This is a genomic window from Methylobacterium sp. W2, from assembly GCF_020662345.1.
In the GTDB taxonomy this organism is placed as follows: Bacteria; Pseudomonadota; Alphaproteobacteria; order Rhizobiales; family Beijerinckiaceae; genus Methylobacterium.
Genome location: NZ_VMOA01000049.1, coordinates 20,107 through 40,195, shown reverse-complemented (window position 1 = coordinate 40,195; position 20,089 = coordinate 20,107). Strand labels below are relative to the sequence as shown.

At 61.9% G+C, this 20,089-nt stretch carries 23 protein-coding genes, 1 tRNA gene and 1 pseudogene; 14 read left to right on the top strand and 11 right to left on the bottom strand.

Annotated elements, in window-relative coordinates; translation table 11 throughout:
• Positions 1-390, bottom strand: a pseudogene (locus FPV16_RS21790) (transposase); the annotation flags it as partial.
• A 743-nt stretch (positions 391-1,133) separates the two neighbouring features.
• Here FPV16_RS21790 and FPV16_RS21785 point away from each other — a divergent pair.
• A complete protein-coding gene (locus FPV16_RS21785) occupies positions 1,134-1,307 on the top strand; it encodes a hypothetical protein (RefSeq protein WP_227440552.1) in 174 nt (57 codons plus the stop codon).
• A gap of 42 nt (positions 1,308-1,349) precedes the next feature.
• Here the strand turns inward: FPV16_RS21785 and FPV16_RS21780 are convergent, their stop codons facing one another.
• On the bottom strand, positions 1,350-1,523 hold the full coding sequence (locus FPV16_RS21780; RefSeq protein ID WP_227440551.1) for a hypothetical protein: 174 nt from the start codon (positions 1,521-1,523) through the stop codon (positions 1,350-1,352).
• Between the two features lie 74 nt (positions 1,524-1,597).
• Between FPV16_RS21780 and FPV16_RS21775 the strand changes: the two genes are divergently transcribed.
• From FPV16_RS21775 to FPV16_RS21755, 5 genes are all read left to right on the top strand, one after another.
• Positions 1,598-2,239, top strand: coding sequence for a lysozyme (locus tag FPV16_RS21775; RefSeq protein ID WP_227440550.1), 642 nt, complete (start codon positions 1,598-1,600; stop codon positions 2,237-2,239).
• Between the two features lie 322 nt (positions 2,240-2,561).
• On the top strand, positions 2,562-3,086 hold the full coding sequence (locus FPV16_RS21770) for a hypothetical protein (protein ID WP_227440549.1): 525 nt from the start codon (positions 2,562-2,564) through the stop codon (positions 3,084-3,086).
• Between the two features lie 62 nt (positions 3,087-3,148).
• On the top strand, positions 3,149-3,577 hold the full coding sequence (locus tag FPV16_RS21765) for a hypothetical protein (RefSeq protein WP_227440548.1): 429 nt from the start codon (positions 3,149-3,151) through the stop codon (positions 3,575-3,577).
• On the top strand, positions 3,567-4,010 hold the full coding sequence (locus FPV16_RS21760; protein ID WP_227440547.1) for a hypothetical protein: 444 nt from the start codon (positions 3,567-3,569) through the stop codon (positions 4,008-4,010). The genes FPV16_RS21765 and FPV16_RS21760 overlap by 11 nt, the downstream gene beginning before the upstream one ends.
• Before the next feature lie 160 nt (positions 4,011-4,170).
• On the top strand, positions 4,171-6,015 hold the full coding sequence (locus FPV16_RS21755) for a beta strand repeat-containing protein (protein WP_227440546.1): 1,845 nt from the start codon (positions 4,171-4,173) through the stop codon (positions 6,013-6,015).
• 220 nt (positions 6,016-6,235) lie between these two features.
• Here the strand turns inward: FPV16_RS21755 and tnpC are convergent, their stop codons facing one another.
• The 3 genes from tnpC to tnpA form a co-directional block, all read right to left on the bottom strand.
• Positions 6,236-7,738 carry an IS66 family transposase gene (tnpC, locus tag FPV16_RS21750; RefSeq protein WP_227440557.1) on the bottom strand — a complete coding sequence of 501 codons (1,503 nt, stop codon included), beginning with the start codon at positions 7,736-7,738 and terminating at the stop codon, positions 6,236-6,238.
• 101 nt (positions 7,739-7,839) lie between these two features.
• Positions 7,840-8,187: an IS66 family insertion sequence element accessory protein TnpB gene (gene tnpB / locus FPV16_RS21745; protein WP_227440545.1), complete on the bottom strand. Its 348-nt coding sequence runs from the start codon at positions 8,185-8,187 to the stop codon at positions 7,840-7,842.
• Complete coding sequence (tnpA, locus tag FPV16_RS21740; RefSeq protein WP_227440544.1) at positions 8,184-8,597, bottom strand: IS66-like element accessory protein TnpA; 414 nt, start codon at positions 8,595-8,597, stop codon at positions 8,184-8,186. The genes tnpB and tnpA overlap by 4 nt, the downstream gene beginning before the upstream one ends.
• A gap of 549 nt (positions 8,598-9,146) precedes the next feature.
• Here tnpA and FPV16_RS21735 point away from each other — a divergent pair.
• On the top strand, positions 9,147-9,383 hold the full coding sequence (locus tag FPV16_RS21735; protein WP_227440543.1) for a hypothetical protein: 237 nt from the start codon (positions 9,147-9,149) through the stop codon (positions 9,381-9,383).
• Between the two features lie 299 nt (positions 9,384-9,682).
• On the opposite strand, the gene FPV16_RS21730 is transcribed toward FPV16_RS21735, so the two are convergent.
• The 4 genes from FPV16_RS21730 to FPV16_RS21715 all read right to left on the bottom strand — a co-directional run bounded on the left by FPV16_RS21730 (position 9,683) and on the right by FPV16_RS21715 (position 13,476).
• The gene (locus FPV16_RS21730; RefSeq protein ID WP_227440542.1) at positions 9,683-10,753 is read right to left on the bottom strand and encodes an HD-GYP domain-containing protein; all 1,071 of its coding nucleotides are present in this window, start codon (positions 10,751-10,753) and stop codon (positions 9,683-9,685) included.
• A 74-nt stretch (positions 10,754-10,827) separates the two neighbouring features.
• Positions 10,828-12,516 (bottom strand): methyl-accepting chemotaxis protein, encoded by a 1,689-nt coding sequence (locus tag FPV16_RS21725; protein ID WP_413629334.1) that lies wholly within the window; start codon positions 12,514-12,516, stop codon positions 10,828-10,830.
• 317 nt (positions 12,517-12,833) lie between these two features.
• Positions 12,834-13,043, bottom strand: coding sequence for a hypothetical protein (locus FPV16_RS21720; protein ID WP_227440540.1), 210 nt, complete (start codon positions 13,041-13,043; stop codon positions 12,834-12,836).
• 52 nt (positions 13,044-13,095) lie between these two features.
• Positions 13,096-13,476, bottom strand: a complete 381-nt coding sequence (locus FPV16_RS21715) for a hypothetical protein (protein WP_227440539.1) — start codon at positions 13,474-13,476, stop codon at positions 13,096-13,098.
• A gap of 341 nt (positions 13,477-13,817) precedes the next feature.
• On the opposite strand from FPV16_RS21715, the gene FPV16_RS21710 reads away from it, so the two are divergent.
• A protein-coding gene (locus FPV16_RS21710) for an IS3 family transposase (protein ID WP_227440537.1) occupies positions 13,818-14,920 on the top strand; the annotation gives its coding sequence in 2 pieces (ribosomal slippage) (positions 13,818-14,079 and positions 14,079-14,920; 1,104 coding nt in all).
• A gap of 154 nt (positions 14,921-15,074) precedes the next feature.
• On the opposite strand, the gene FPV16_RS21705 is transcribed toward FPV16_RS21710, so the two are convergent.
• A complete protein-coding gene (locus FPV16_RS21705; protein WP_227440535.1) occupies positions 15,075-15,497 on the bottom strand; it encodes a very short patch repair endonuclease in 423 nt (140 codons plus the stop codon).
• Between the two features lie 83 nt (positions 15,498-15,580).
• On the opposite strand from FPV16_RS21705, the gene FPV16_RS21700 reads away from it, so the two are divergent.
• The 6 genes from FPV16_RS21700 to FPV16_RS21675 all read left to right on the top strand — a co-directional run bounded on the left by FPV16_RS21700 (position 15,581) and on the right by FPV16_RS21675 (position 19,577).
• The gene (locus FPV16_RS21700; protein WP_227440534.1) at positions 15,581-15,766 is read left to right on the top strand and encodes a hypothetical protein; all 186 of its coding nucleotides are present in this window, start codon (positions 15,581-15,583) and stop codon (positions 15,764-15,766) included.
• 103 nt (positions 15,767-15,869) lie between these two features.
• The gene (locus FPV16_RS21695) at positions 15,870-16,028 is read left to right on the top strand and encodes a hypothetical protein (RefSeq protein WP_227440532.1); all 159 of its coding nucleotides are present in this window, start codon (positions 15,870-15,872) and stop codon (positions 16,026-16,028) included.
• A gap of 376 nt (positions 16,029-16,404) precedes the next feature.
• Positions 16,405-16,647 carry a hypothetical protein gene (locus FPV16_RS21690; protein ID WP_227440530.1) on the top strand — a complete coding sequence of 81 codons (243 nt, stop codon included), beginning with the start codon at positions 16,405-16,407 and terminating at the stop codon, positions 16,645-16,647.
• Positions 16,648-16,759: 112 nt separating this feature from the next.
• Complete coding sequence (locus tag FPV16_RS21685; RefSeq protein ID WP_227440529.1) at positions 16,760-17,329, top strand: DUF3489 domain-containing protein; 570 nt, start codon at positions 16,760-16,762, stop codon at positions 17,327-17,329.
• Between the two features lie 32 nt (positions 17,330-17,361).
• Positions 17,362-17,961, top strand: coding sequence for a DUF2924 domain-containing protein (locus FPV16_RS21680; RefSeq protein WP_227440527.1), 600 nt, complete (start codon positions 17,362-17,364; stop codon positions 17,959-17,961).
• Positions 17,958-19,577, top strand: coding sequence for a recombinase family protein (locus FPV16_RS21675; protein ID WP_227440526.1), 1,620 nt, complete (start codon positions 17,958-17,960; stop codon positions 19,575-19,577). Before FPV16_RS21680 ends, FPV16_RS21675 begins: the two co-directional genes overlap by 4 nt.
• A 334-nt stretch (positions 19,578-19,911) precedes the next feature.
• Here FPV16_RS21675 and FPV16_RS21670 read toward each other — a convergent pair.
• Positions 19,912-19,987 (bottom strand) — tRNA-Ala (locus FPV16_RS21670).
• Between the last annotated feature and the right edge of the window lie 102 nt (positions 19,988-20,089).

Below are 20,089 nucleotides of genomic sequence, written 5' to 3'. Positions count from 1 at the left end.
GATCAGAGCGCTTGGTATAGCGCTGGGACGAACGGCCGAAGCCGGTGGCCAGACAGGCCCGACGCTCGCTGATGTCGTAGGCCACCTGCAGGTGACCGGCGACCTCACGGCGAACGGCGGGCCTCACTACTTCCGTTTGAGGACGTCCTGCAGCATGGAGCGGTCCAGCGTCAGGTCGGCGACCAGCCGCTTCAGCTTGCTGTTCTCGTCCTCCAGCTGCTTGAGCCGTCGGATCTCCGGCACGCCCATGCCGACGAACCGCTTCTTCCAGCGATAAAAGGTCGGCTCGGATACGCCCATCTTCCGGCAGACCTCGTCCACCGTCGCACCATTCTCCGCCTGCCGCAGGGCAAAGGCGATCTGTTCATTCGTGAAGCGTTTGCGAGGCATGGCATCCACCCTCCTTCAGGGTTCAGGATGCCCGAAAAACTTGCGCTCAGCGCGGACCACTTTGCTGGGTCAGGGTCAGGTCTCGTGACGACGGCGGGGCTGACGAATGGCGTTGAGCTGCTCGGTTCGGTTGGCCAGATGACGACCTCTGGGGGGGGTGGGGACGTCCTCATCGCCAACGATACGCGCGGGATGCCGCGCTAACCGACACGTACCCCAGTCGGACCCTAAGGCCGGCGGCAGGATTTCGCCTCTGAAACACTAAACGGGCCGGGCGGCAAATTCGCGGTCGGCCGCCCGGCCCGCTGTCGCCGGACCCTGAGTTTCGGGCAGGCCAAACGACAACGACGGACTAACAAATGATGGCTCAAACCGTCAATAGATCCCGAGCCGGCCGGTCGCCGCGCAAGCCCACGTTCAGAACGCGAAGCCGGGGCCGTACTTCACAGCCATCGAAACAAGCGCACCCGCCATCACGCCGATGGTGAATGCCGCCTCGACCGTCTTTCGCTCCATGGCCTTCGCCCCTTCCACCATTCGCAAAGCGCGTGGTGGAGGCAAGAAGCACACCGCGCAACCGCGATATCGTGAGAACTGACATGCGTCGCTGGCTTGCGCGAATGCTGTGCCTTGAGGCTTTCCAAGAGGCTTCCCAGGCCAAGGAGCGTCTGTGGTACCTCCACTGCCGACTGGACGAACTCGAACAGTGGTGAGGCTACGGCTTTCCTGAAATCCGGGCTGCCGTGGACTGGGTTCGCAAGTCCGAGCGCATCCATTTTATGTCGCTGCCCAAATACGACGCGGAGGTCGCGCGCTCCAAAGAGGCCAGCGATTATTCCGCCATCATGGTCGGCGGCATCGACAAGTTCCGCGAAGAGATCGCCGACCGCTTCGACCGGCGCCCCAACCGCGTCTGACGCCCTCGCGCGTCGCCCGTAGCCGTTTGGCCTCCGTGAAGGTCACGCCGTCAGCCACCTGCCAAGGGACACAGCGCCAAACGCCATGGCGCCAAGGCCGGCTGCTTCGACGCCGACTAAAAAGCCCAGCACAGCGACCGTTCGTAAGCGGTCCACAAAGGCATCGACGAAGTGCTCGTTCGGCTCCGGCAAGTGTCCGTTGTCGAAGTGCTGCATCTCGAAATTTGCCCCCGGTCTGAGAGGCCGACCGTAGGCAGTTAATTTTGCATTCACTATCCGGGAGACTACGCATGGCCGCGTCCGCCATCATGACGCCACTTGGCCTTGCCGCGCTCAAATCGCGGGAAGGTGTTCGGCTGAAAGCCTACCTCGACAGCGTCGGAGTGCCGACGATCGGCTACGGCCACATCAAGGGTGTGAAGCTCGGGCAGGTCATCACGCAGGCCCAGGCCGATGCGTTCTTCCTCGAAGGCCTCGCATCGCACGCGCTGCTGATCCTGTCCTGCATCAAGGTCCCGGTCGCGGACCACGAGCGGGACGCACTGATCTCCATCGCTTTCAACATCGGCGTGGGCGGTTTCAAGGGATCGACCTTCCTGCGCCTGCTCAACGCGGGCGACCAGAAAGGCTGCGCCACCGCGATCATATCGTGCACGAAGAACAAGGAACTGATCTCCCGGCGCACCGCCGAGCACGACCAGTTCCCGACGCCCTACACGAAGGCGGCGCCGAAGGCCCGAAGCACCGACGCGAAGCCCGTCAGCGTGCCGCTGTCTACGCTGGTGCCGATGGACGTGCCGCCGGTTGTTGCGCCGCCTGCGCCCGTGGTGATCCTGCCTGACGTCAGGGCGCTTCCCGCCGAAATTGCCTCGGTTAAGCCGACTTGGATCTCACGTCTGGCCTTATGGTTGAGGAGGCCTTGGATTGGATAGGATCACCTTTCACAGTAAAGTCGGAGCACTACCTCGCAAATCAATTTAATATCTTCGAACCCCACCGGTAGTGACCCAATTTCGAGAGGCTGATTTTCATCTAATTTTGTAATTGTGTGTCCGTGTCCAAAATTCATTACCGCGTATACCCTTGCCCTAAATATCTCGCTTCCGTCCGTGCTGTTCCGTTCTAAATAGAAATTTCCATCGCCCTGATGGCACCAAACGTGGGGCATTGTCAGCAGTCCTCACGGTTCCGCACCACTACCAATTCTTGGCGCAATAAGTTCCGTCACCCACTTCCAAACATTGAGAGACTATCATGACCCGCAAGCTTCTGCTCGCGGCGCTGGCGTTCGCCTGTGTCGCCGTTTCGATCCTCGTCCCGGTGGCCGCCTTCGCGCAGGTCACCACCACGCCAAGCGTCACCCCGGCCGTGGTTATCCCCTACGGCGAGTATGTCGTTGCCGTGGCTCAACTCGTCGGCGACATCCTGGTCCCGCTGGTTAGCACCGTCGTCCTCGGCCTCCTGGCTCGGTTCTATCCGATGGTCCGGATGCTGGTGTCGGAGGCGCTGGTCGAGCGCATCCTGCGGAAGTGGTTCGACTTCGGCGTCAACCCGACGGCCGGGGCCGTGAAGAATTCTACCGTCACCGTGCCGGTCGGGTCCGAGATCGTCGCCAACGCCCTCCAGCGCGCCGTCAACCGGGCCGACGTGAACGCGGTCAGCAAGTGGACGATGGATCAGGCCGGCGGCCCGGAGGAGGTCGCGAACAAGCTCTTCCGGCTGCACAAGCTGGATGCTGGCGCCACGGCGTCCGAGGTCGTCGCCCCCGCGCTCGGATAACTGCCGAAGCAGTAAGCCAGGGAGGCGCCGCCATGAACCCGCACACCCCAACGTCCATGCACATGACGCGCCCTCTGGAGTGGATGCTGTCATGCCTCCTCCTGGTCTGGGGCGTGAGCATGCTGCGCCCCGAAGCCTACTTTGACATGCCGGTCTACCGGATCATGGGCGAGGTAATGACGGAGACCCGCTGGGGAATGCTCGCCCTCATCGTAGCAATCCTCCGAGGCGTCGGCCTCGGCATCAATGGGTGGTGGCGGCGAGCCCCCGTTATCCGGTTCGTCGGAGCCCTGACTGGCGGCCTCTCCTGGATGGCGATCGGTTTCCTGATGCTGGTCGGCTCTTACGCCTTCAACACCCGGCTACCAGCGGGCTTTGGCTGGTATCCGGTCTGTTTCTGCTTCGAAGGCTGGTGCGTCCTCGCGACCGGCTACGATATGTTCAAGAACGGTTCCCTGTCCGCTGGAGCTGCGCCACGCCATGTCACCTGAGGACGTCAAGCAGTGGGTCGACATCCTCAGCACGCTTCTGGCGGCAGGCGGCGGGGGCGGTATTCCCCTCGCGGTCATCGGCTACATGCGGGCCAAGGTGGAGAAGCCGCACATCGCGCCCCCGACCGTGGGCGGGAATGGTCTCGCCCAGATCGCCGGAATGGTCATGGGCCAGACCGACCTGAAGGACATCATCGACGGGCTGCGCGGTGTGTCGGCCTCACATGACCGGTGCACTCTCATGCGGGAGACCGAAATGGCCTTCCGGAAAAAAGAGGCCGAGGAGCATCGAGAGCATGAGCGACGGCTTCTTGAGGAGCACCGCCAGCACGAGCAGCGTCTCGCGGAGGATCGGCACCGTGAACACCGGGAGATGGTCGAAGCGATCCAAGGCCTCACCCGCAGCACGAAGGATATGCGTTGCGCGGGGTAACCCTGGCACGCCACACCACATGTATCCTAAAACGTAAACATCTTTCCCAGCCACTAATTACAGCGGCGGACTTACGTGTGCTTAATTTGCATCAATTTGACGCAGGGCCTATGGGTTCGGTGTTTGAGTCACGACGCACCGGTCAAAATGGAAAAACGCCATGGCATCGATCAGGTACTCATATGGATCATCCTACAGTGCCAACGGTAGTGATGACCTTGGCTTATCTGCAAGTTTTTTTTTAGATCCAAATAGTTTCTATCAAAACCTACATAGTTATATAGTGCCACATGATAATGTTCCTCAGACAACAAGCATTATCGTAACTAACGGCATGACTGTAGAGACAGTTAAATTTACACCAGGAGCAGTAAGCTTTAATTTTGATTTTTCCGATAATAACACAAGGGTAGCGATACGTGGTGCTAATTTTGATGATTATTTAAGCGGCGGCTCAGGGCTTGACAATCTATATGGCGGCGCCGGCAATGATGTTATTGAGGGTGGAGCCGGAGCTGATAGGATAGATGGCAGCACTGGCGTCGACACGGTAAGCTACGAACACTCCACGGTCAGCGTGGTTGTCGATCTCAATGCCGGCTATGGGCGCGAAGGGAACGCTTCGCAGGACGATACTCTGATCTCCATCGAAAATGTCCGGGGCAGCGCCCTCAATGACACGATCTTCGGCAATGCCGGGGCCAACACTATTGAGGGCGGCGCAGGTGCGGACAACCTTAACGGCGGGAGCAATGCTGCCGGTAATTTCGATACGGTAAGTTACGCTCATTCGGCGTTGGGCGTTGTCATCAATCTGTCCCACAGCGCCCAGGAAGGCGTAGGGGACGAAAACGGCGATGTCCTTGTTGGTTTCGCTCATGCCATCGGCAGCGATCAGGACGACGTATTGATCGGCAATGGGGCGGTCAATATTCTCGAAGGTGGCAAGGGCGCCGATTACATAGAAGGTGGCGGCGGAACCGATACTGCCAGCTACGAACATTCCGCCTCAGGAGTCATTGCGAATTTGGGCCTGGCTTTCGGCATCCAGGCCACGACGGGTGCGGGTGATGCATCTGGAGATCAGTTGGTCGATATCGCAAATCTGCTTGGAAGTGGCTACGCCGATTTCCTCACCGGTGATGCAAGCGCCAACATATTGTCGGGCGGTGCGGGCAACGACGTTCTAGAGGGTGGGGTGGGCGCCGATGTGCTCGACGGCGGATCGGGCATAGATACCGCCAGCTACGCGGGCGCCACCGACGGCGTGAGGGCCGATCTTAGTGGAGGTGTGGCCGGGACAGGCGACGCGACCGGCGACAGCTTCATCGCCATCGAGAACCTCACGGGATCGGCCTTCGCCGACATCCTCATCGGCGATGATGGTGCTAACCGGCTGATCGGCAACGGCGGCGCCGATACGCTTGAAGGGGCGGGCGGCAACGACCGCCTCGTCATTTCCGGCACCCCCACCCTAGTGGACGGCGGCAACGGTACCGACCTGCTCTTCGTCCAGGGAGGCAGCACCGTCGTCCTGACCGATGAAGCCTTCCAAGGCATCGAAGTCGTCTACGTTCGCAACGACACTCACCTCGACATGTCCGCGGTCACGACCGGATCTAAGATCACATCGCAGTCGACGGCGGCCCATTACGTCGAGATCACCGGGACGTCCGGAGCGGATCGCATCCAGGCCGGCAAGGGTGGTGACACGATCGAGGGCGGCGCTGGCGGCGACAAGCTCTTGGCAGGTGCCGGCGCCGACACCTTTCATTTCCAGTCCGGTTTCGGGCGCGACAACATCTACGGCTTCGACGTCAACGCAGATCACATTACCGTCGACATCGCGGGCGCCACCGGCGTGACGCTTAAGGCGTTCCATGGCGGGCAGGACACCATCGTCACGTTCGCGGGCGTAGAGGGCACCAACAAGATCATCCTGCACGATGTGACTATGGCAGAGATCCACACTGCCCCGAGCGACCTGTTCACGTTCGGCGCTTGATGTGGCCATATCCGTGGATTAGTCGTTTCCCGCTCCCATCCTGGGAGCAGGGACGCAATCGAAACTTAACCCCGCCCGGCTCGCGCCGTGGCGGGTTTTTCGTTCGTGGACCGACGGTGTAGGCTCCCCTCCCGCCTCGGAGGGCCTGGCCATGAACGACAATGGCGAGATCGAGTAGTACGCCTTCGGTGATGGCCGCGTTCGTGGTCCCGGCGGGGTGTCAGGCGGCGATCTGCCGGCGCTGAGGCTGGGTCCAGTTCCACGGCAGCAGATCGTCGATACGCCTGGCGGGATGGTCGGGTAGCCGCGTGAGCACGTCGGCGAGCCAGGCCTGGGGGTCGATGCGATTGAGCTTGGCGGTTTCGATCAGCGTGTAGAGGGCAGCGGTACGATGACCGCCCGCATCCGATCCGGCGAAGGTCCAGTTGCGGCGGCCCACCGCGATGGGACGGATGGAGCGTTCGGCAGCATTGTTCGACAGGCAGATCCGTCCGTCGTCGAGGAACCGGGCGAAGGCGGTCCAGCGCTTGAGCAGGTAGTCGATCGCCGCTGCCGTGGGAGCCTTGGCCGAGAGCTTGGCGCGGTTCTCCCGCAGCCACGCCTCCAGGTCGGCAACGAGGGCGGCGGAGCGAATGCTTCGGTGCGCGCGGCGCTCATCGGGGGCAAGACCGTTGGCGGCGCGCTCGATGGCGAAGATCGCATCGATCCGCGTCACGGCCTCGATGGCGATCGGAGCCTTCTTTAGATCGGCCAGCTCGAAGAACTTGCGTCGGGCATGGGCCCAGCAGGCCGCCTCGCGGATCGGACCCGGCTTGCGGCCTGGGTCGTACAGCCGGCCGAACCCCGAGAAGGCGTCCGCCTGCACGATGCCGTGGAAGTCGCCGAGCCAAGTCTCGGCATGCGCGCCGGAGCGGTCGGGGGAGTAGAAGTAGGCCGCGGCCGGCGGCTCGGGTCCACCGAAGGGGCGGTCGTCGCGCACCACCGTCCAGAGCCGGCCGGTGCGGGTCTTCCCCTTGGCCAGGACCGGCACCGGCGTATCGTCGAGATGGAGGCGGTCGGCTCCCCGGACATGGGCCTCGATCCGGGAGACTAGGGGCGACAGGGCGGTGGTGACGGCTCCGACCCAGCCAGCCAACGTCGAGACGTCGACCGGCACGCCTTCATGGGCGAAGCGCTGGCTCTGGCGATGCAGCGGCAGATGCAGGCCGAACTTGGCCATCATCACCTCGGCCAGGAGGTTCGGCCCGGCCCGCCCCCGCGGGATCGGATGGAAGGGGGCCGGGTTCTGCGCGATGGTCTCGCAGTCGCGGCAGGAGAAGCGCTCGCGCACGTGCTGGATCACGACCCAGCGCGCCGGGATCCGCTCCAGAGTCTCGGTGACGTCTTCGCCGAGAGGGCGCAGGCGTGCCCCGCCACAGCAGGCGCAGGTCGTCGGGCTGGGATGGAGAATGCGCTCGCGCGGCAGATGCTCGGGCAAGAGCCTACGAGCGGGCTTGCGCTGGGAAGAGGTCGGGGTGGTATGCGGCTCGGGCTCAGCCGCTTGCGCCTCCGTCTCGGCGAGCGTCTCCTCCAGATCCTCCAACGTTAGTTCGAGCTGGCCGATCCGGGCGCTGCGTTCCGAGGAGGCCCCGAAGCGCTCCCGTCGCAGCCGGGCGACCTCCAGCTTGAGCCGTTCGACCGCGATCTCGGACACGAGCCGCGCCGCCCGCTCGGCCAGGATCATGGCGTGAGCGGCAGCGAGATCGGTGGGAAGCGGCGGGGGCTCAGGCGCGTTCGGCACACACTGAGAAGAGCATATTCCTCAGCCTCTGTAACGCGTTATCCTCAGCCGACGGCGCTCGGACGCCAGCTTGTCCGCGGCATCCGCCAGTCGATGCCCGAGAGCAGGTAGCCGAGCTGCGCCGTCGAGATCGTCACGGCTCCGTCCGCCACCGACGGCCACAGGAAGCGGCCGCGGTCGAGCCGCTTGGTGTACAGGCACGCGCCCTGGCCATCGTGCCAGATCACCTTGATCAGGTCACCGCGCCGGCCGCGGAAGACGAACAGGTGTCCGAAGTGGGGATCGCGCTTGAGCGTTTCCTGGACGATCATCCCCAAGCTGGAAAAGCCCTTGCGCATGTCGGTGTGGCCGGTGGCCAGCCAGACCCGAACGTTGGCCGGCAGCGGGATCATCGGCCCTCCAGGGCATCGAGCACCCGACGCAGTGCCGCGGCATCGACGTCCCGGTCGACCTTGAGACGCCGACCACCACCGAGATCGATCTCCATGATCCCGGTCTTGCGCCGCGCTCGACGGGGCTGGGCCGCAACATCAAGATCATCCGACCGCAGAACCGGAACCGCCGGCGACGGCTCCGGGGTGATCGCGACGGGCACGAAGACCGGGGCCTGCTCATCCCCGCCCAAACGGCCTTCCCGAGCCTGGCGTCGCCACGTGAACAGCAGGCCCTGGGCGATCCCGTGCCGGCGCGCCACCGAACACACCGACACCCCGGCCTCGTACGAGGCTTCGACGATCCGCACCTTGTCCTCGAACGACCAGCGCCGCCGTCGTTCGGCCCCCTCAAGCACCTCGACCCGCATCGCCCCGACCCGCTGACCTTGACGCCAGCATTAAGGTCAGGCTTCAGCCGAGTGCGCGATGCTGTCGACCGCGGCCATCACCGGACGCGTACATCGAGTATGACATGTTCCCGGACGGACGCGGCTGGACGGTGCGCAACGTGAAGACTGGAGAGCCCGCTTTGGTGAAGGGTGTCCGTCAGACGCAGCTATCGTTGGACGACACAGATGATCTCGTGGACCTGCTCAATAATTTGGAAATGCTTGAGCCCGGCTCGTCCGTGACCTGGGCCGACGGCTCGCGTTAGGCGCCTCTAAAACGCACCGCCTCCAAACCCAGCGCGGACCTGGCTTACGCGATGCAGGGGGCATACACGATGCCACATGCCTGCCAAGTGACGCTTGCTATGGAGGCTGCTTTCTCTGAGAAGCATTATCTACTAGCGCGCTCGGCTTAGGTCGCAGCGGGATTTCCCTACCCGCCTTTTGATATCCAGCCCCGCAATGGGCCCAATGGCCTGAGGCGTCATTTCCACCTGCGCCCCCTGCCGCTCAGGAGCGAGCTGCGAAATGGACCAGATACGAGCCGAGCTCATAGAAATCCTGACTTGCAAGATCGATGCACTGGAACACCTTGCCTACGTTATGGCAGGTATCGCAGCCGATCTGCGCTTGCATGGCGGCAGGCCTGAAGCGGATGCCGTGACCTCGATCGTAAGAGCGCATCGGATCGAGGCACTTCGAGTGCGGGGGGAGCTCGCCGCCTGCATGTTCGATCCTATGAACGATGCCGACGGGATGGCTTGAGATCCCGGCTCACGGGATGTTGCATCAACCGATCGCCTTCTCAGAAATCTGGCCACTGACAACGGACGAGACCGTGATCCGGTTCAAGGTTGAGGGCGGCCCGCTCTGATGACCTAGCCCCGGCACGGCCCATGCACCGCCCGCGCGTTCCTCGACGAGGGGCAGCTCTTTCCTGAACTAGCGACTTGACCCCGCCCGGCTCGCGCCGCGTCGGATTTTTCGTATGTGGTTAGCAGCGATATCCTGGCCTGCCGAATCAGAGAGCGCGGCCATGTTAGCGTCAGCATATCTGCGTTCGGTCAATGTGATGACACGAGGGTTCCAAAGCGATTGGCATGACTAGCCGACGCTATCACGACGGGCCTGAAAGCATGCACTAGATCGGCATCCAACCTCCCCATCATGCCTACGAGGATCGAGTACGCCTCCGTCGCAGCCATCGGCGCTCTGTAAGGTCGCTCTTCTATCAAGGCGCCGTAGACATCGCAGACCGTAATCAGCCGGACAAAGTCAGGAATGGAGTCCCCCGACAATCTATCGGGGTAGCCAGATCCATCTAACATCTCGTGGTGGGATCGGACGACGCCGAGCATGGCGTCATCGAACCCAAGCCCGATAAGCATGCGATAGCCCTCGACGGCGTGCGTTCGCATTACCGTCATCTCGGCCGCATCGAGCCTGCCTGGCTTATTAAGGATGGCAACAGGGATCTTGGTCTTACCGACATCGTGAAGGAGAGCCGCCTGAGCTAATCGGTGTCGGTCGGCCATCGACATCCCAAGGGTGCCGGCAAAAGCTGCTGCCAGACCTGCAACGAGCAGGATATGCTGGTGCGTGCCATCATCGAAGTCGCGCACCACGCGGATCCAATCGTAGATCCCGTGGGCGCTAATGGCAGTGGCAACGATCTCCGTTCCGTTCGCAACCTCGGTTGGTGTCAGCACGCCAGCCATGATCGTGTCGCGTAGAAACTCCCGCGCCCGGCTGGCGTGCTTCTGTGCTGAAAGAGGCACAATCCCAGCCTCGACCACGACGCGTTCGATAACTCGCGGCAGGGTAGAGATGGCCGCAGCGGTAATCATCGTTGTTACCCCAAGCATCTGGGCATAAGCTTGGGTCCGCGGACCTTCATTGTAAACGACGAAGACATGCGGCTTCTTGCCGATACCGGCTTGGCATAGGAGATGCTTCAGCCGAGCGATGACATCGGACGTCAACTCCCTAATATCGCTTAGGATAATTGCAGGGGGATTTGCTGGAGGAGTGTGGTCATAAAGATCGTAGATCGTCGACGGAATTGATAATCGTAAATCGTGCAGTAATCGCTCTGTGCGACGAAAGTCGTCACTGATAAGCATCAGTTCATTCATAGCCGATCTCTCATCGTATCGATTTACGTTTTCGCTCCCGGAATTTTCATTATCTGTCTCGGATCGAACCGGTCTTATGCAGCACGAACGGTTTGGAGGAACCGCGCCACTTCTGAATTGAGGCACTCGGACTGGCGGGACAGTTCATCAGCCGCACCCAGCACCTGACTGGCGGCAGTGCCGGTATCTTCAGCGGCCCGAGCAACTCCAGAGATGTTCGATGTCACCTCGCTCGTACCCACGGCAGCTTGAGATACGTTGCGTACGATCTCCTGAGTTGCTGCGCCCTGTTCCTCGACGCCTGCAGCAATCATCGTAGCGACACTGCTGATCTCTTGGATGCGCGCTGTGATCCGGCCGATCGCCGACACAGCTTCACCCGTCGACCCCTGAATCCGTCCGATTTGGGCAGAGATTTCAGCCGTCGCTCGGCCGGTCTGATTGGCCAGCTCCTTCACCTCAGCAGCGACCACGGCGAAGCCACGTCCCGCCTCTCCTGCACGGGCCGCCTCAATGGTGGCGTTAAGAGCAAGCAGGTTCGTCTGCGAAGCAATGGTCGATATCATCGTCACGACGTCGCCAATCTTCGCTACGCCGCCGCTCAGTTCCTGCACGAGAGCGGCCGTCTGGTCAGCCTCGTTGACAGCCGCTTGCGCAAGGCTCGCCGAACCATCAACTTGGCGGCCGATCTCTTGGACGGACGAACCTAGCTCTTCAGCAGCCGCGGCGACTGTGTTGACGTTGGTTGACGCTTCTTCAGCAGCCGCGGCCACGGTGGTCGATTGATTGGCGGTTTCGGTTGCGGTGCCGGCCATGCTTTGGGCTGTGGCCTGCAGTTCGGTTGCAGCAGCCGTGACGGTGCTGATAATGCCACTTATGGCCCGCTCAAAGCCATCTGCCATGTCGCGCATGCCCTTCTTGCGCTGCTCTTCCGCACTGGCGCGGGCAAGAACTGTTTCGTCTTCGAGAGCCCGCATTCGGATCAAACCGTCTTTGAAAACCTGCACCGCATCCGCGATCATACCGATTTCAGTGTTCGCCCCTTGATGAGGAATAGAGATGGTAAGGTCTCCTGCTGCCAAAGCTTGCATCGGCCGCACGACAGAAGAGATACCACCGGAAATTCCGCGGATGATCCACACGGTGAGCGCCACTGACAGAAGGAGGCCAAGACAGACGGATGCAAGCGAGAGTGTCTTCGTCATAGCGTAGGTATTAAATGCTTGCTGCTGAGCTGCCTCTGCGCCTTTGTTGTTGAGTGCAATGATCTCCTCGACCGCATTGAAGGCAGCCTTTTGGTGTGGTGTCGCCTTGTGGTCAAGCAAAGCCCGGGCCTGATCGTTCTCATTACGCCGAGACAGAACTAATACCGGCTGAACTTCCCTCGTAAAATCCTGCCACTCACGCTTGAAAACATCAAAAAGTGCTCGTTCTTCCGGCGAGGAAATCAATGCCTCGTAAGACTTGGAAACTTCCGAGATTTTCTTGGCTCGCCTATCTCCCTCGGCTTCAATGTTTGTCATGGTAGCGTCATCAGTATTAAGTACATGCCGAAAAACGTTTGTAGTGTAACGGCTTGTCCAGGAATTGATCTCGCCGGCGGCTCTTACGCTGGGCATCCAATTTGTCTGAACGTCGACCAACAACCCGTTAAGTGAGGATGCTGCATATAAACCGAAAATACCAAGTCCGAGTATAATTAATGTTAGCAAACTGAATGCAGTAAACAGCTTGGTCCGAATGGCAATATTTGGCAGCAGCACAACGATATTCCTCATGATAGAGCGACGGCTGCACGGCACTTAATGGAGGGCAATTTATGCCCTGAAACTGTTCGATTGCGCACCATCTTGATCTAGATAGACCTCACACAACTTAACGCATCCCTAAAGTTAATTCGATCACGCAGATTTGAGGGAACGAGGAGACGATGACATGGATGTTTTACGAATAAGCAAAGTGGTTAAGCTTTAATCATTTGATGCGGTGCACCAACGAAGCGACTGAACCACGGATGGATCACCCCACGCCGGGCTTTTTGCTGAGATGGGGGCTATCGTTCTACCGTTGATTGCCTTCGTCAAAAGCTTCCACTTAACGGCTCGGGTGCGTCGCTTCTAGCTTCAGGAAAGGTCCGATTGGGCCGCAGCATGTCGTCCACCATGACCAAAAAGTTCGACAGTTCGAGCCTCCCATCTTCCGACACACCGACCACGCTCAACTTGCGCTGGATCGTACTCCTGACGTTCGACAAAGCCTCCTGGTAGCTCTTGGGGCGTTCAATGCTCATGCTCGTCTCGCTACCGGTGATCGCGACGAGGCAGGGCACGCCCCCAGGTCGCCTAGCGCTTCACCGCCCAGATCGGCACGGCCCCCTTCGGTCGGCCTGGTACGTCTCGAAAGTACCGCGTCCGCTCGAACCGGATGAAGTCCGCTTCGACCTTCGACACCAGATCGCCGCTCAGGAGCATGACCCCGCAGAAGTCGGAACGGATCACGCCGAGGTCGGGATGCACGCCAAAGAGCTGCAGCGTCGTCCAGCCGAGCCGGCCGGCCTCGTCGGCGTGCTTGTCGAGAAAGTCGAGGGACGCGGCGTGAACGGCCTGCCAGCCCTGCGCCGTCAGACCGGGGCACGGGACCACGCTGGGCTTCATCCCGAGGAAGGCCTCATGCCACGCCTGCCGGCTGCCCTGTTCGATCTCGAAGGTTGGCGAGGCTGACATGAGGTCCGAGGGCTGAGGTGGGCCGGACGGGATAGGGGAGTGTGACGCGAGTCGCTATGGCTGGGGAGCCACATGCGACGAGGGGGGCGGCGCAAACCCAGCCGGATCGCTCCGCGCCAGACCTTATTTTGATCTTATCCGCACTGTGTCGGTGCGGGATGCGCAAAAAATAACCGTTTGAAATCATATGGGCCGAAATTCCCGCACCTGCGTATATGGCCCTTGATTTTGTTGAGTTATTTCACTCCTGCTGGGCCCACCACTGACCCTGACCCAGCAAACTGGTCCGCGCTGAGCGCAAGTTTTTCGGGCATCCTGAACCCTGAAGGAGGGTGGATGCCATGCCTCGCAAACGCTTCACGAATGAACAGATCGCCTTCGCCCTGCGGCAGGCGGAGAATGGTGCGACGGTGGACGAGGTCTGCCGGAAGATGGGCGTATCCGAGCCGACCTTTTATCGCTGGAAGAAGCGGTTCGTCGGCATGGGCGTGCCGGAGATCCGACGGCTCAAGCAGCTGGAGGACGAGAACAGCAAGCTGAAGCGGCTGGTCGCCGACCTGACGCTGGACCGCTCCATGCTGCAGGACGTCCTCAAACGGAAGTAGTGAGGCCCGCCGCTCGCCGTGAGGTCGCTGGTCACCTGCAGGTTGCCTATGGGATCAGCGAGCGTCAGGCCTGTCTGGCTACCGGCTTCGGCTGCTCGTCCCAGCGCTACAGGAAGCGCTCGGACCCTCAGGTCGCGCTGCGGATGCGATTGAAGGAGTTGGCTGCCGCACGGGTGCGCTACGGCTACCGGCGGCTGCACATCCTGTTACGACGGGAGGGCTGGGAGGTGAACCATAAGCGCACCTACCGGATCTACCGCGACGAGGGACTGTCGATCAGGTCCAAGCTGCCCAAGCGCAAACGAGCCTGGCGTTATCGCCAGGGACGACCGGCGATCGTTGGACCCAACGAGGTCTGGGCCATGGACTTCATGTCCGACCGCCTGTTCGACGGGCGTCCGTTCCGGATCCTGACCGTCGTCGATTGCCACACGCGAGAGGCGCTCTCACTGACACCGAGAGCCAACTTCCGCGCCTTCCAGGTGACCGAGGCTCTGGACGCCTTGGTCCGGCTGCGAGGTCGGCCCAAGAGTCTCCGGGTGGATAATGGACCGGAGTTCGCCGGGCGCATGCTCGACCAATGGGCCTACCTGAACGGGGTCGAGATCGACTTCTCCCGACCGGGCAAGCCGACCGACAACGCCTATATTGAGTCGTTTAACGGCCGTCTTCGAGCGGAGTGCTTGAACGCCTCGTGGTTCCTGTCGCTGGCTGATGCCCGTGAGCGCATCGAGGACTGGAGGTGCCACTACAACGAAGATCGACCTCACACGGCCCTAGGCGGCTTGACGCCCCGAGCCTTCGCCAACCAAGCTGTCACAGCCCGGGAACTTGCATAGGCCGTGGACCATAAACGGGGTCAACTCCAACCAACGATGCACTAACTTCGACCCTGGGCCACCGAATGGGGGCCGGCCACGGCTTGAAGCCGGCCTTACTGAGACCGAGGGCCAGCCCCCCGGCACCGGCGAATAACTCGACCGCGCGCACGTTTCACCCTTTGGCTCCAAGGAACGCACGGACTATCCCCTGAAGTCCTTCAACGTCCCTTAATCCGCATTCCCAAACCGTTAGGACTCGCCAGCCCAGGCGAGTCAATTCCGCCTCGTTACGCAGGTCGCGTGCGTGGTTCGCCTTGAACTTCGGTCCCCAGAATTCAAGCCTGGACTTGGGAGTGCGGGTCAGGGGGCAGGACGGATCGGGGTGCCGATGCCAGAAGCACTCGTGCACCAGGATGACCGCCTTCAGTGAGGGGAAGACCATGTCCGGCTTGCCGGGCGGGTCCTTCCGATGTAGCCGGTACTGGTAGCCCATGGAATGGACCAGGCGTCGGACCCGCATCTCGGGTTTGGTGTTCTTGTTGTGGACCCGCCCCATGCGCTCGCTGCGTTGTCCAGGCGTGAGTGTGTTGACCACCGGGCCCCCGCGTCGCCAGGCACCCTAGCCGCTCCAGGCGCGTTGTGCGAGTTCTAACGAACCCACGATAGAGACCACGATCCTTGGATAGCGACGACGTCGACTTCGTCCTAACAGCGATCTGCCCGTTCGGGGCGATGAGCATCCTCGTCGGCGTCGAGCGCGTCCTTGCGTCTGCCGATTGCGCCGCACCCATCGATCGCTACCGCGAGTGGAGGCGGTACGTGGCCCGGCGTCAGATGATCCGCTCCTGGCTGAAGATCAGCTAACGACGCCGCGAACCGCCGCGTCCCGGAATCGACCCTTCGTCAGATTTGTTCTCTTTTCGTTCTCGTGGACAAATCATTGGCGAGAGCTGCGGACGAGATGGAGATGGCCTACTTCAAGGCATCCGACGGCGACGTGTTGACCGAGATGGCGAGCCTGTCCGGCCAGGTAAGCCGTGGCTACGTCCGGGCCAAGACGCCGTCGGATTTGGCAAGGAAGCTCGGTCCGGAGCGTTGGGAGCGCGAGGCGGCTGGGTCTCGGTAGTCCGACCCGTGGAAAGCTGGACGCCGTGAGTACCGGCTAAGCCCGGGATTTTGGGTACTTGCTGGGGACGTGCCGAAAAACGGGGTCCGCCAAGTTGCTGTATAGGCGATGTATTTTTTGGGTAAAAGGTAATGGCGAAGACGGATGGATGCGAACCCATACGCCCCTATGTCGTGATGAATTTGTTGCCAGTTTGGTCCGATCAGGCAGATTCCGGGAAAGTCTGCATTATCGTTCGGAATGAGCACTCCAAGTGGTGGCTTCATGCGTTACCGACGGAATGTTAGAGCTTTTATTGGATATCAGGAGAGATTTCATTCGACTGCCGCACCGATCCGAGCATGTGTGTGCTGGCGGACCGAAACGGAGGACGGCGATGAGCCTGACGGGCTTAAGTATAGTTGCATGCTTGCATGAGATCCGCACACGCTTGAGCGATGCGGTTGCGGTCTCGAAGGCAGCTTTGGCCTGCGCCGAGGCTGGCTCGGAGCGCGAGGCCCTGCAAATCATCATCGATCTGGATACGTTTCTCCATGTGGCGACAACCTTGCACGGTGCCGTCTGCCTGATTGGTCGGATCACCCGCGCCGACGAACGCAGGAGGACACCGGACGACTGATCGATCGCTCGTTCCGATTTTGCTCCGAACCTTCGGGTTCGCCCAGCCCCGCCGGCATGTCGCCGATCGCGGGGTCGGAGTGATGGCACCTCCGCCGCACCTGGAGCTTTCCATGTCGATCGTGACCCACCCGGCCCTCTCCCGCAATGATGCCGCCGTCCCGTCCGCGGCAGCGAACCAGTCGCATGGCCGGATCGCCCTCCCCGAGACGATGACACCACTCTCCTGCAAGCGCACAGTCGGCCGGCTCTTAAAGCGCAGGCTCATCGCGGTGAGCGAGGCCCACGAGCTGGCGGGCGTGACGGCACATGATCTTACGCCGGCCGGGTATGTATCGGTCGGAATGACGCCGCCTGTTCCAGTCCCTCATGCGGGGGTGGATCGCGCCACGCTGCCACCGACCGCGGTGAGCAAACGCGAGCTTGTGCTCAGGCTTCTCAGCCGGGCCGAAGGTGCTTCCCTCGCTGAGTTAATCGCCATCAGCGGATGGCTGCCACACACGACCCGGGCGGTGCTCTCCCGCCTGCGATCGGCCGGTCGGATCTTGGCCAAGAGCAAACGCGCGGACGGCGCGACCGCCTATCGCATCGAGCCCGAGGAGCCGGCCCGGCGGCCTAAGTCCAGCCGCGGGCCGGCTCGACGCAAGGACGGCGAGACCAACGCCGTGGCTGCGGCCGTCTGATCACGGCAAGGGCGAGAGTACCGAGTACGCCGATGAGCAAGCCGATGATCGCCATTGCCTCAAACGCTACGCCTCCGAGCGGTGTGGTGGTCTCCCGTGTAGGCCGCGACGATCACGTCGAGGCCGAGCTCGCCCGGCTCGCAGCCCTGGATCTTGCCGGTCTGCAGAGGCGCTGGCGCAAGATGCTTGGGCGCCCCGCGCCAGAGCATCTCACCCGCCCGCTGCTGCACGGAATCTTGGCCTACCGCGTCCAGGCCGCCGCCTTCGGCGACTTGGATCGTGAGACGGCGCGTCAACTAAATCGCCTCGCTCGGGGCGAGACCTATCGGCGCGGCGGACGTCACGATGCGGCGAGCGCATCCGCGATTGATGCGATCCCCCTCCCCTCTGCGTCGGCGAGCCGTCCCGGGACCGTGCTGGTGCGAGAGTGGCGGGGGGAGCTGCAGCAAGTGACGGTGCTGGAGCAGGGCTTTGCCTGGAACGGCATCGGCTACGATAGCCTGTCGAAGGTTGCCCGGGCGATCACCGGTACGAACTGGAACGGGCCACGTTTCTTTGGCTTGCGCGGGAAGGCGACGGGGACGGAAGCGGCGAAAGTGCGTGCGGGACAGAATAGGGGGATCGCTCGATGAAGCCCGCGATGAAGCGGATGAGAGAACCCGCGCCAAAGCCGTCTGTGCTGCGATGCGCGATCTATACCCGGGTCTCGACTGAACATGGGCTCGAACAGGAGTTCAACTCCCTCGATAACCAACGCGAGGCAGCCGAGGCCTACATCAAGAGCCAAGCGCACGAAGGTTGGCGTTGTCTCCCCACCCGATATGACGATGGGGGCTTCTCGGGCGGTTCCCTCGATCGCCCTGCCCTGCAGCGGCTTCTCGCCGAGATTCAGGCCCGTCGCATCGACGTGGTGGTGGTCTACAAGGTCGATCGCCTTACCCGGGCGCTTTCCGACTTCGCCAAGCTCGTCGAGACCTTCGATGAGCACGGGGTCTCGTTCGTATCGGTGACCCAGGCCTTCAACACCACGAGCAGTATGGGTCGGCTGACCCTCAACGTGCTGCTCTCCTTCGCCCAGTTCGAGCGTGAGGTCACCGGTGAACGCATCCGCGACAAGATCGCCGCAAGCAAGCGCAAGGGTCTTTGGATGGGCGGCGTCGTGCCGCTCGGCTACCGGGCTGCGGACCGGGACCTGCACGTCGTCCCCGATCAGGCCGAGGTGGTGCGGATGATCTTCGAGCGTTATCTCGCGCTCGGGACCGTCATTGGATTGAAGGCCGAACTGGAACAGGCCTGCATCCGCGTGCCTGAACGCCTCGATGGCAAGGGCCGCACGGTCGGGGGCGGCGTCTTCACCCGCGGCCACCTATACCAGATCCTGGGGAGCCCGATCTATGTCGGCCGGCTCACGCACAAGGGGAAGGTTCATGAGGGCCAGCATGCCGGCATTGTCGATCCGGTGATCTTCGATACGGTGCAGGCGCAAGTCGCTCGCAACCACCACGGCCACACCGCGAGACGGCAGGAATGCGCTCATCTCCTCGTTGGGCGCATCCGAGACGACCGCGGCGACCTCATGACCCCGACCCATACCGCCAAGGGCGCGCGTCGTTACCGATACTATGTCAGCCAGACGGTGCTGCAGGGAAAGCCCTCCGGCACGGTCCGCCGCGTCGCCGCCCACGCGATCGAGGCGCTCGTGCTTGCAACGCTGCGAGCCCTACCGGCCTCCGCCGGCATCTCGTCCACTACCTCTGCATCCCCTTCAGCATCTGCCGAGCCTCTCAGCGACGCCGAGACGATCGCCGGTCGGCTGAGACAGGTGACCGTCCATCCCGACACCCTTCACATCGATCTTCTTGGCACCGAGGAACGCGAGCCCATCCGGATCGCATGGGCCCCGAAGCGCGCTCACAACCGGCGGGACATCATCGTCCCGCCGGGATCGGAGCACGCCGGCCTGCGACCGATGAAGCCCGAAGACCGCATACGCATCCTCAAGGCCATAGCCCGCAGCCGCGCCTGGATCGACGACCTCGTCGCCGCGCGGGTCACCGCCACCAATGCCATCGCCGCCCGCGAGGACTGCAGCGAACGCTCGGTGCGGATGTTGCTGCCGCTGGCACATCTCTCGCCGCGGATCGTCGACGCGATCGTAGACGGTCGTTTACCCCGCGGCATCGGCGTGCGTGATCTTGTGGTGCTACCGATATCCTGGGCCGAGCAGGAACGCGCATTCGGGGTCTGAGCGCAAAGCGCCGTCGATTACCTATCTGTCATCGACAGCCAGACCCGCACCACTCCCAACTGCTTTTGCCATCGCTGCGTTTGCGACCGTTCGCGGGTTGTATGCGATGCGGGAAACGAATGAAACAGACTGTCGTGAAGGACGCAGTCATCGACCGGCGAGGCGCATCCGCGGAAACGAGATCGAGGGTTGCTGAGACCGCGCCGATATCTCGCGGATTATCTCGGGTCTCCAGCGACCGAGACCGGCGTAGACTCGAAGAGGTCCAGCTAAGCCACGGACGCTACGACGCTTTTTAAAAAGACCACCAGACAAGCAGTTTCTGCAGACTGCCTGGTGGAGCTGAGCGGGATCGAACCGCTGACCTCCGCAGTGCGATTGCGGCGCTCTCCCATCTGAGCTACAGCCCCGTTCCGAGGTGCCGGCCTTGTAGGCGCGCGTACCTCGACCTGTCAATTCCGGAATTCCCGACGTTAGACCCGAGCCTGACAAGGCAGGGCGAACGAGGACAT

What these genes read in the sequence shown, in the direction of transcription:
- FPV16_RS21780 (WP_227440551.1), bottom strand. Translation starts at nt 1,523, where the DNA reads ATGCAGCACTTCGACAACGGACACTTGCCGGAGCCGAACGAGCACTTC.
- FPV16_RS21775 (WP_227440550.1), top strand. Translation starts at nt 1,598, where the DNA reads ATGGCCGCGTCCGCCATCATGACGCCACTTGGCCTTGCCGCGCTCAAA.
- FPV16_RS21770 (WP_227440549.1), top strand. Translation starts at nt 2,562, where the DNA reads ATGACCCGCAAGCTTCTGCTCGCGGCGCTGGCGTTCGCCTGTGTCGCC.
- FPV16_RS21765 (WP_227440548.1), top strand. Translation starts at nt 3,149, where the DNA reads ATGACGCGCCCTCTGGAGTGGATGCTGTCATGCCTCCTCCTGGTCTGG.
- FPV16_RS21760 (WP_227440547.1), top strand. Translation starts at nt 3,567, where the DNA reads ATGTCACCTGAGGACGTCAAGCAGTGGGTCGACATCCTCAGCACGCTT.
- FPV16_RS21755 (WP_227440546.1), top strand. Translation starts at nt 4,171, where the DNA reads ATGGCATCGATCAGGTACTCATATGGATCATCCTACAGTGCCAACGGT.
- tnpC (WP_227440557.1), bottom strand. Translation starts at nt 7,738, where the DNA reads ATGATCCTGGCCGAGCGGGCGGCGCGGCTCGTGTCCGAGATCGCGGTC.
- tnpB (WP_227440545.1), bottom strand. Translation starts at nt 8,187, where the DNA reads ATGATCCCGCTGCCGGCCAACGTTCGGGTCTGGCTGGCCACCGGCCAC.
- tnpA (WP_227440544.1), bottom strand. Translation starts at nt 8,597, where the DNA reads ATGCGGGTCGAGGTGCTTGAGGGGGCCGAACGACGGCGGCGCTGGTCG.
- FPV16_RS21735 (WP_227440543.1), top strand. Translation starts at nt 9,147, where the DNA reads ATGGACCAGATACGAGCCGAGCTCATAGAAATCCTGACTTGCAAGATC.
- FPV16_RS21730 (WP_227440542.1), bottom strand. Translation starts at nt 10,753, where the DNA reads ATGAATGAACTGATGCTTATCAGTGACGACTTTCGTCGCACAGAGCGA.
- FPV16_RS21720 (WP_227440540.1), bottom strand. Translation starts at nt 13,043, where the DNA reads ATGAGCATTGAACGCCCCAAGAGCTACCAGGAGGCTTTGTCGAACGTC.
- FPV16_RS21715 (WP_227440539.1), bottom strand. Translation starts at nt 13,476, where the DNA reads ATGTCAGCCTCGCCAACCTTCGAGATCGAACAGGGCAGCCGGCAGGCG.
- FPV16_RS21695 (WP_227440532.1), top strand. Translation starts at nt 15,870, where the DNA reads ATGGCCTACTTCAAGGCATCCGACGGCGACGTGTTGACCGAGATGGCG.
- FPV16_RS21690 (WP_227440530.1), top strand. Translation starts at nt 16,405, where the DNA reads ATGAGCCTGACGGGCTTAAGTATAGTTGCATGCTTGCATGAGATCCGC.
- FPV16_RS21685 (WP_227440529.1), top strand. Translation starts at nt 16,760, where the DNA reads ATGTCGATCGTGACCCACCCGGCCCTCTCCCGCAATGATGCCGCCGTC.
- FPV16_RS21680 (WP_227440527.1), top strand. Translation starts at nt 17,362, where the DNA reads ATGAGCAAGCCGATGATCGCCATTGCCTCAAACGCTACGCCTCCGAGC.
- FPV16_RS21675 (WP_227440526.1), top strand. Translation starts at nt 17,958, where the DNA reads ATGAAGCCCGCGATGAAGCGGATGAGAGAACCCGCGCCAAAGCCGTCT.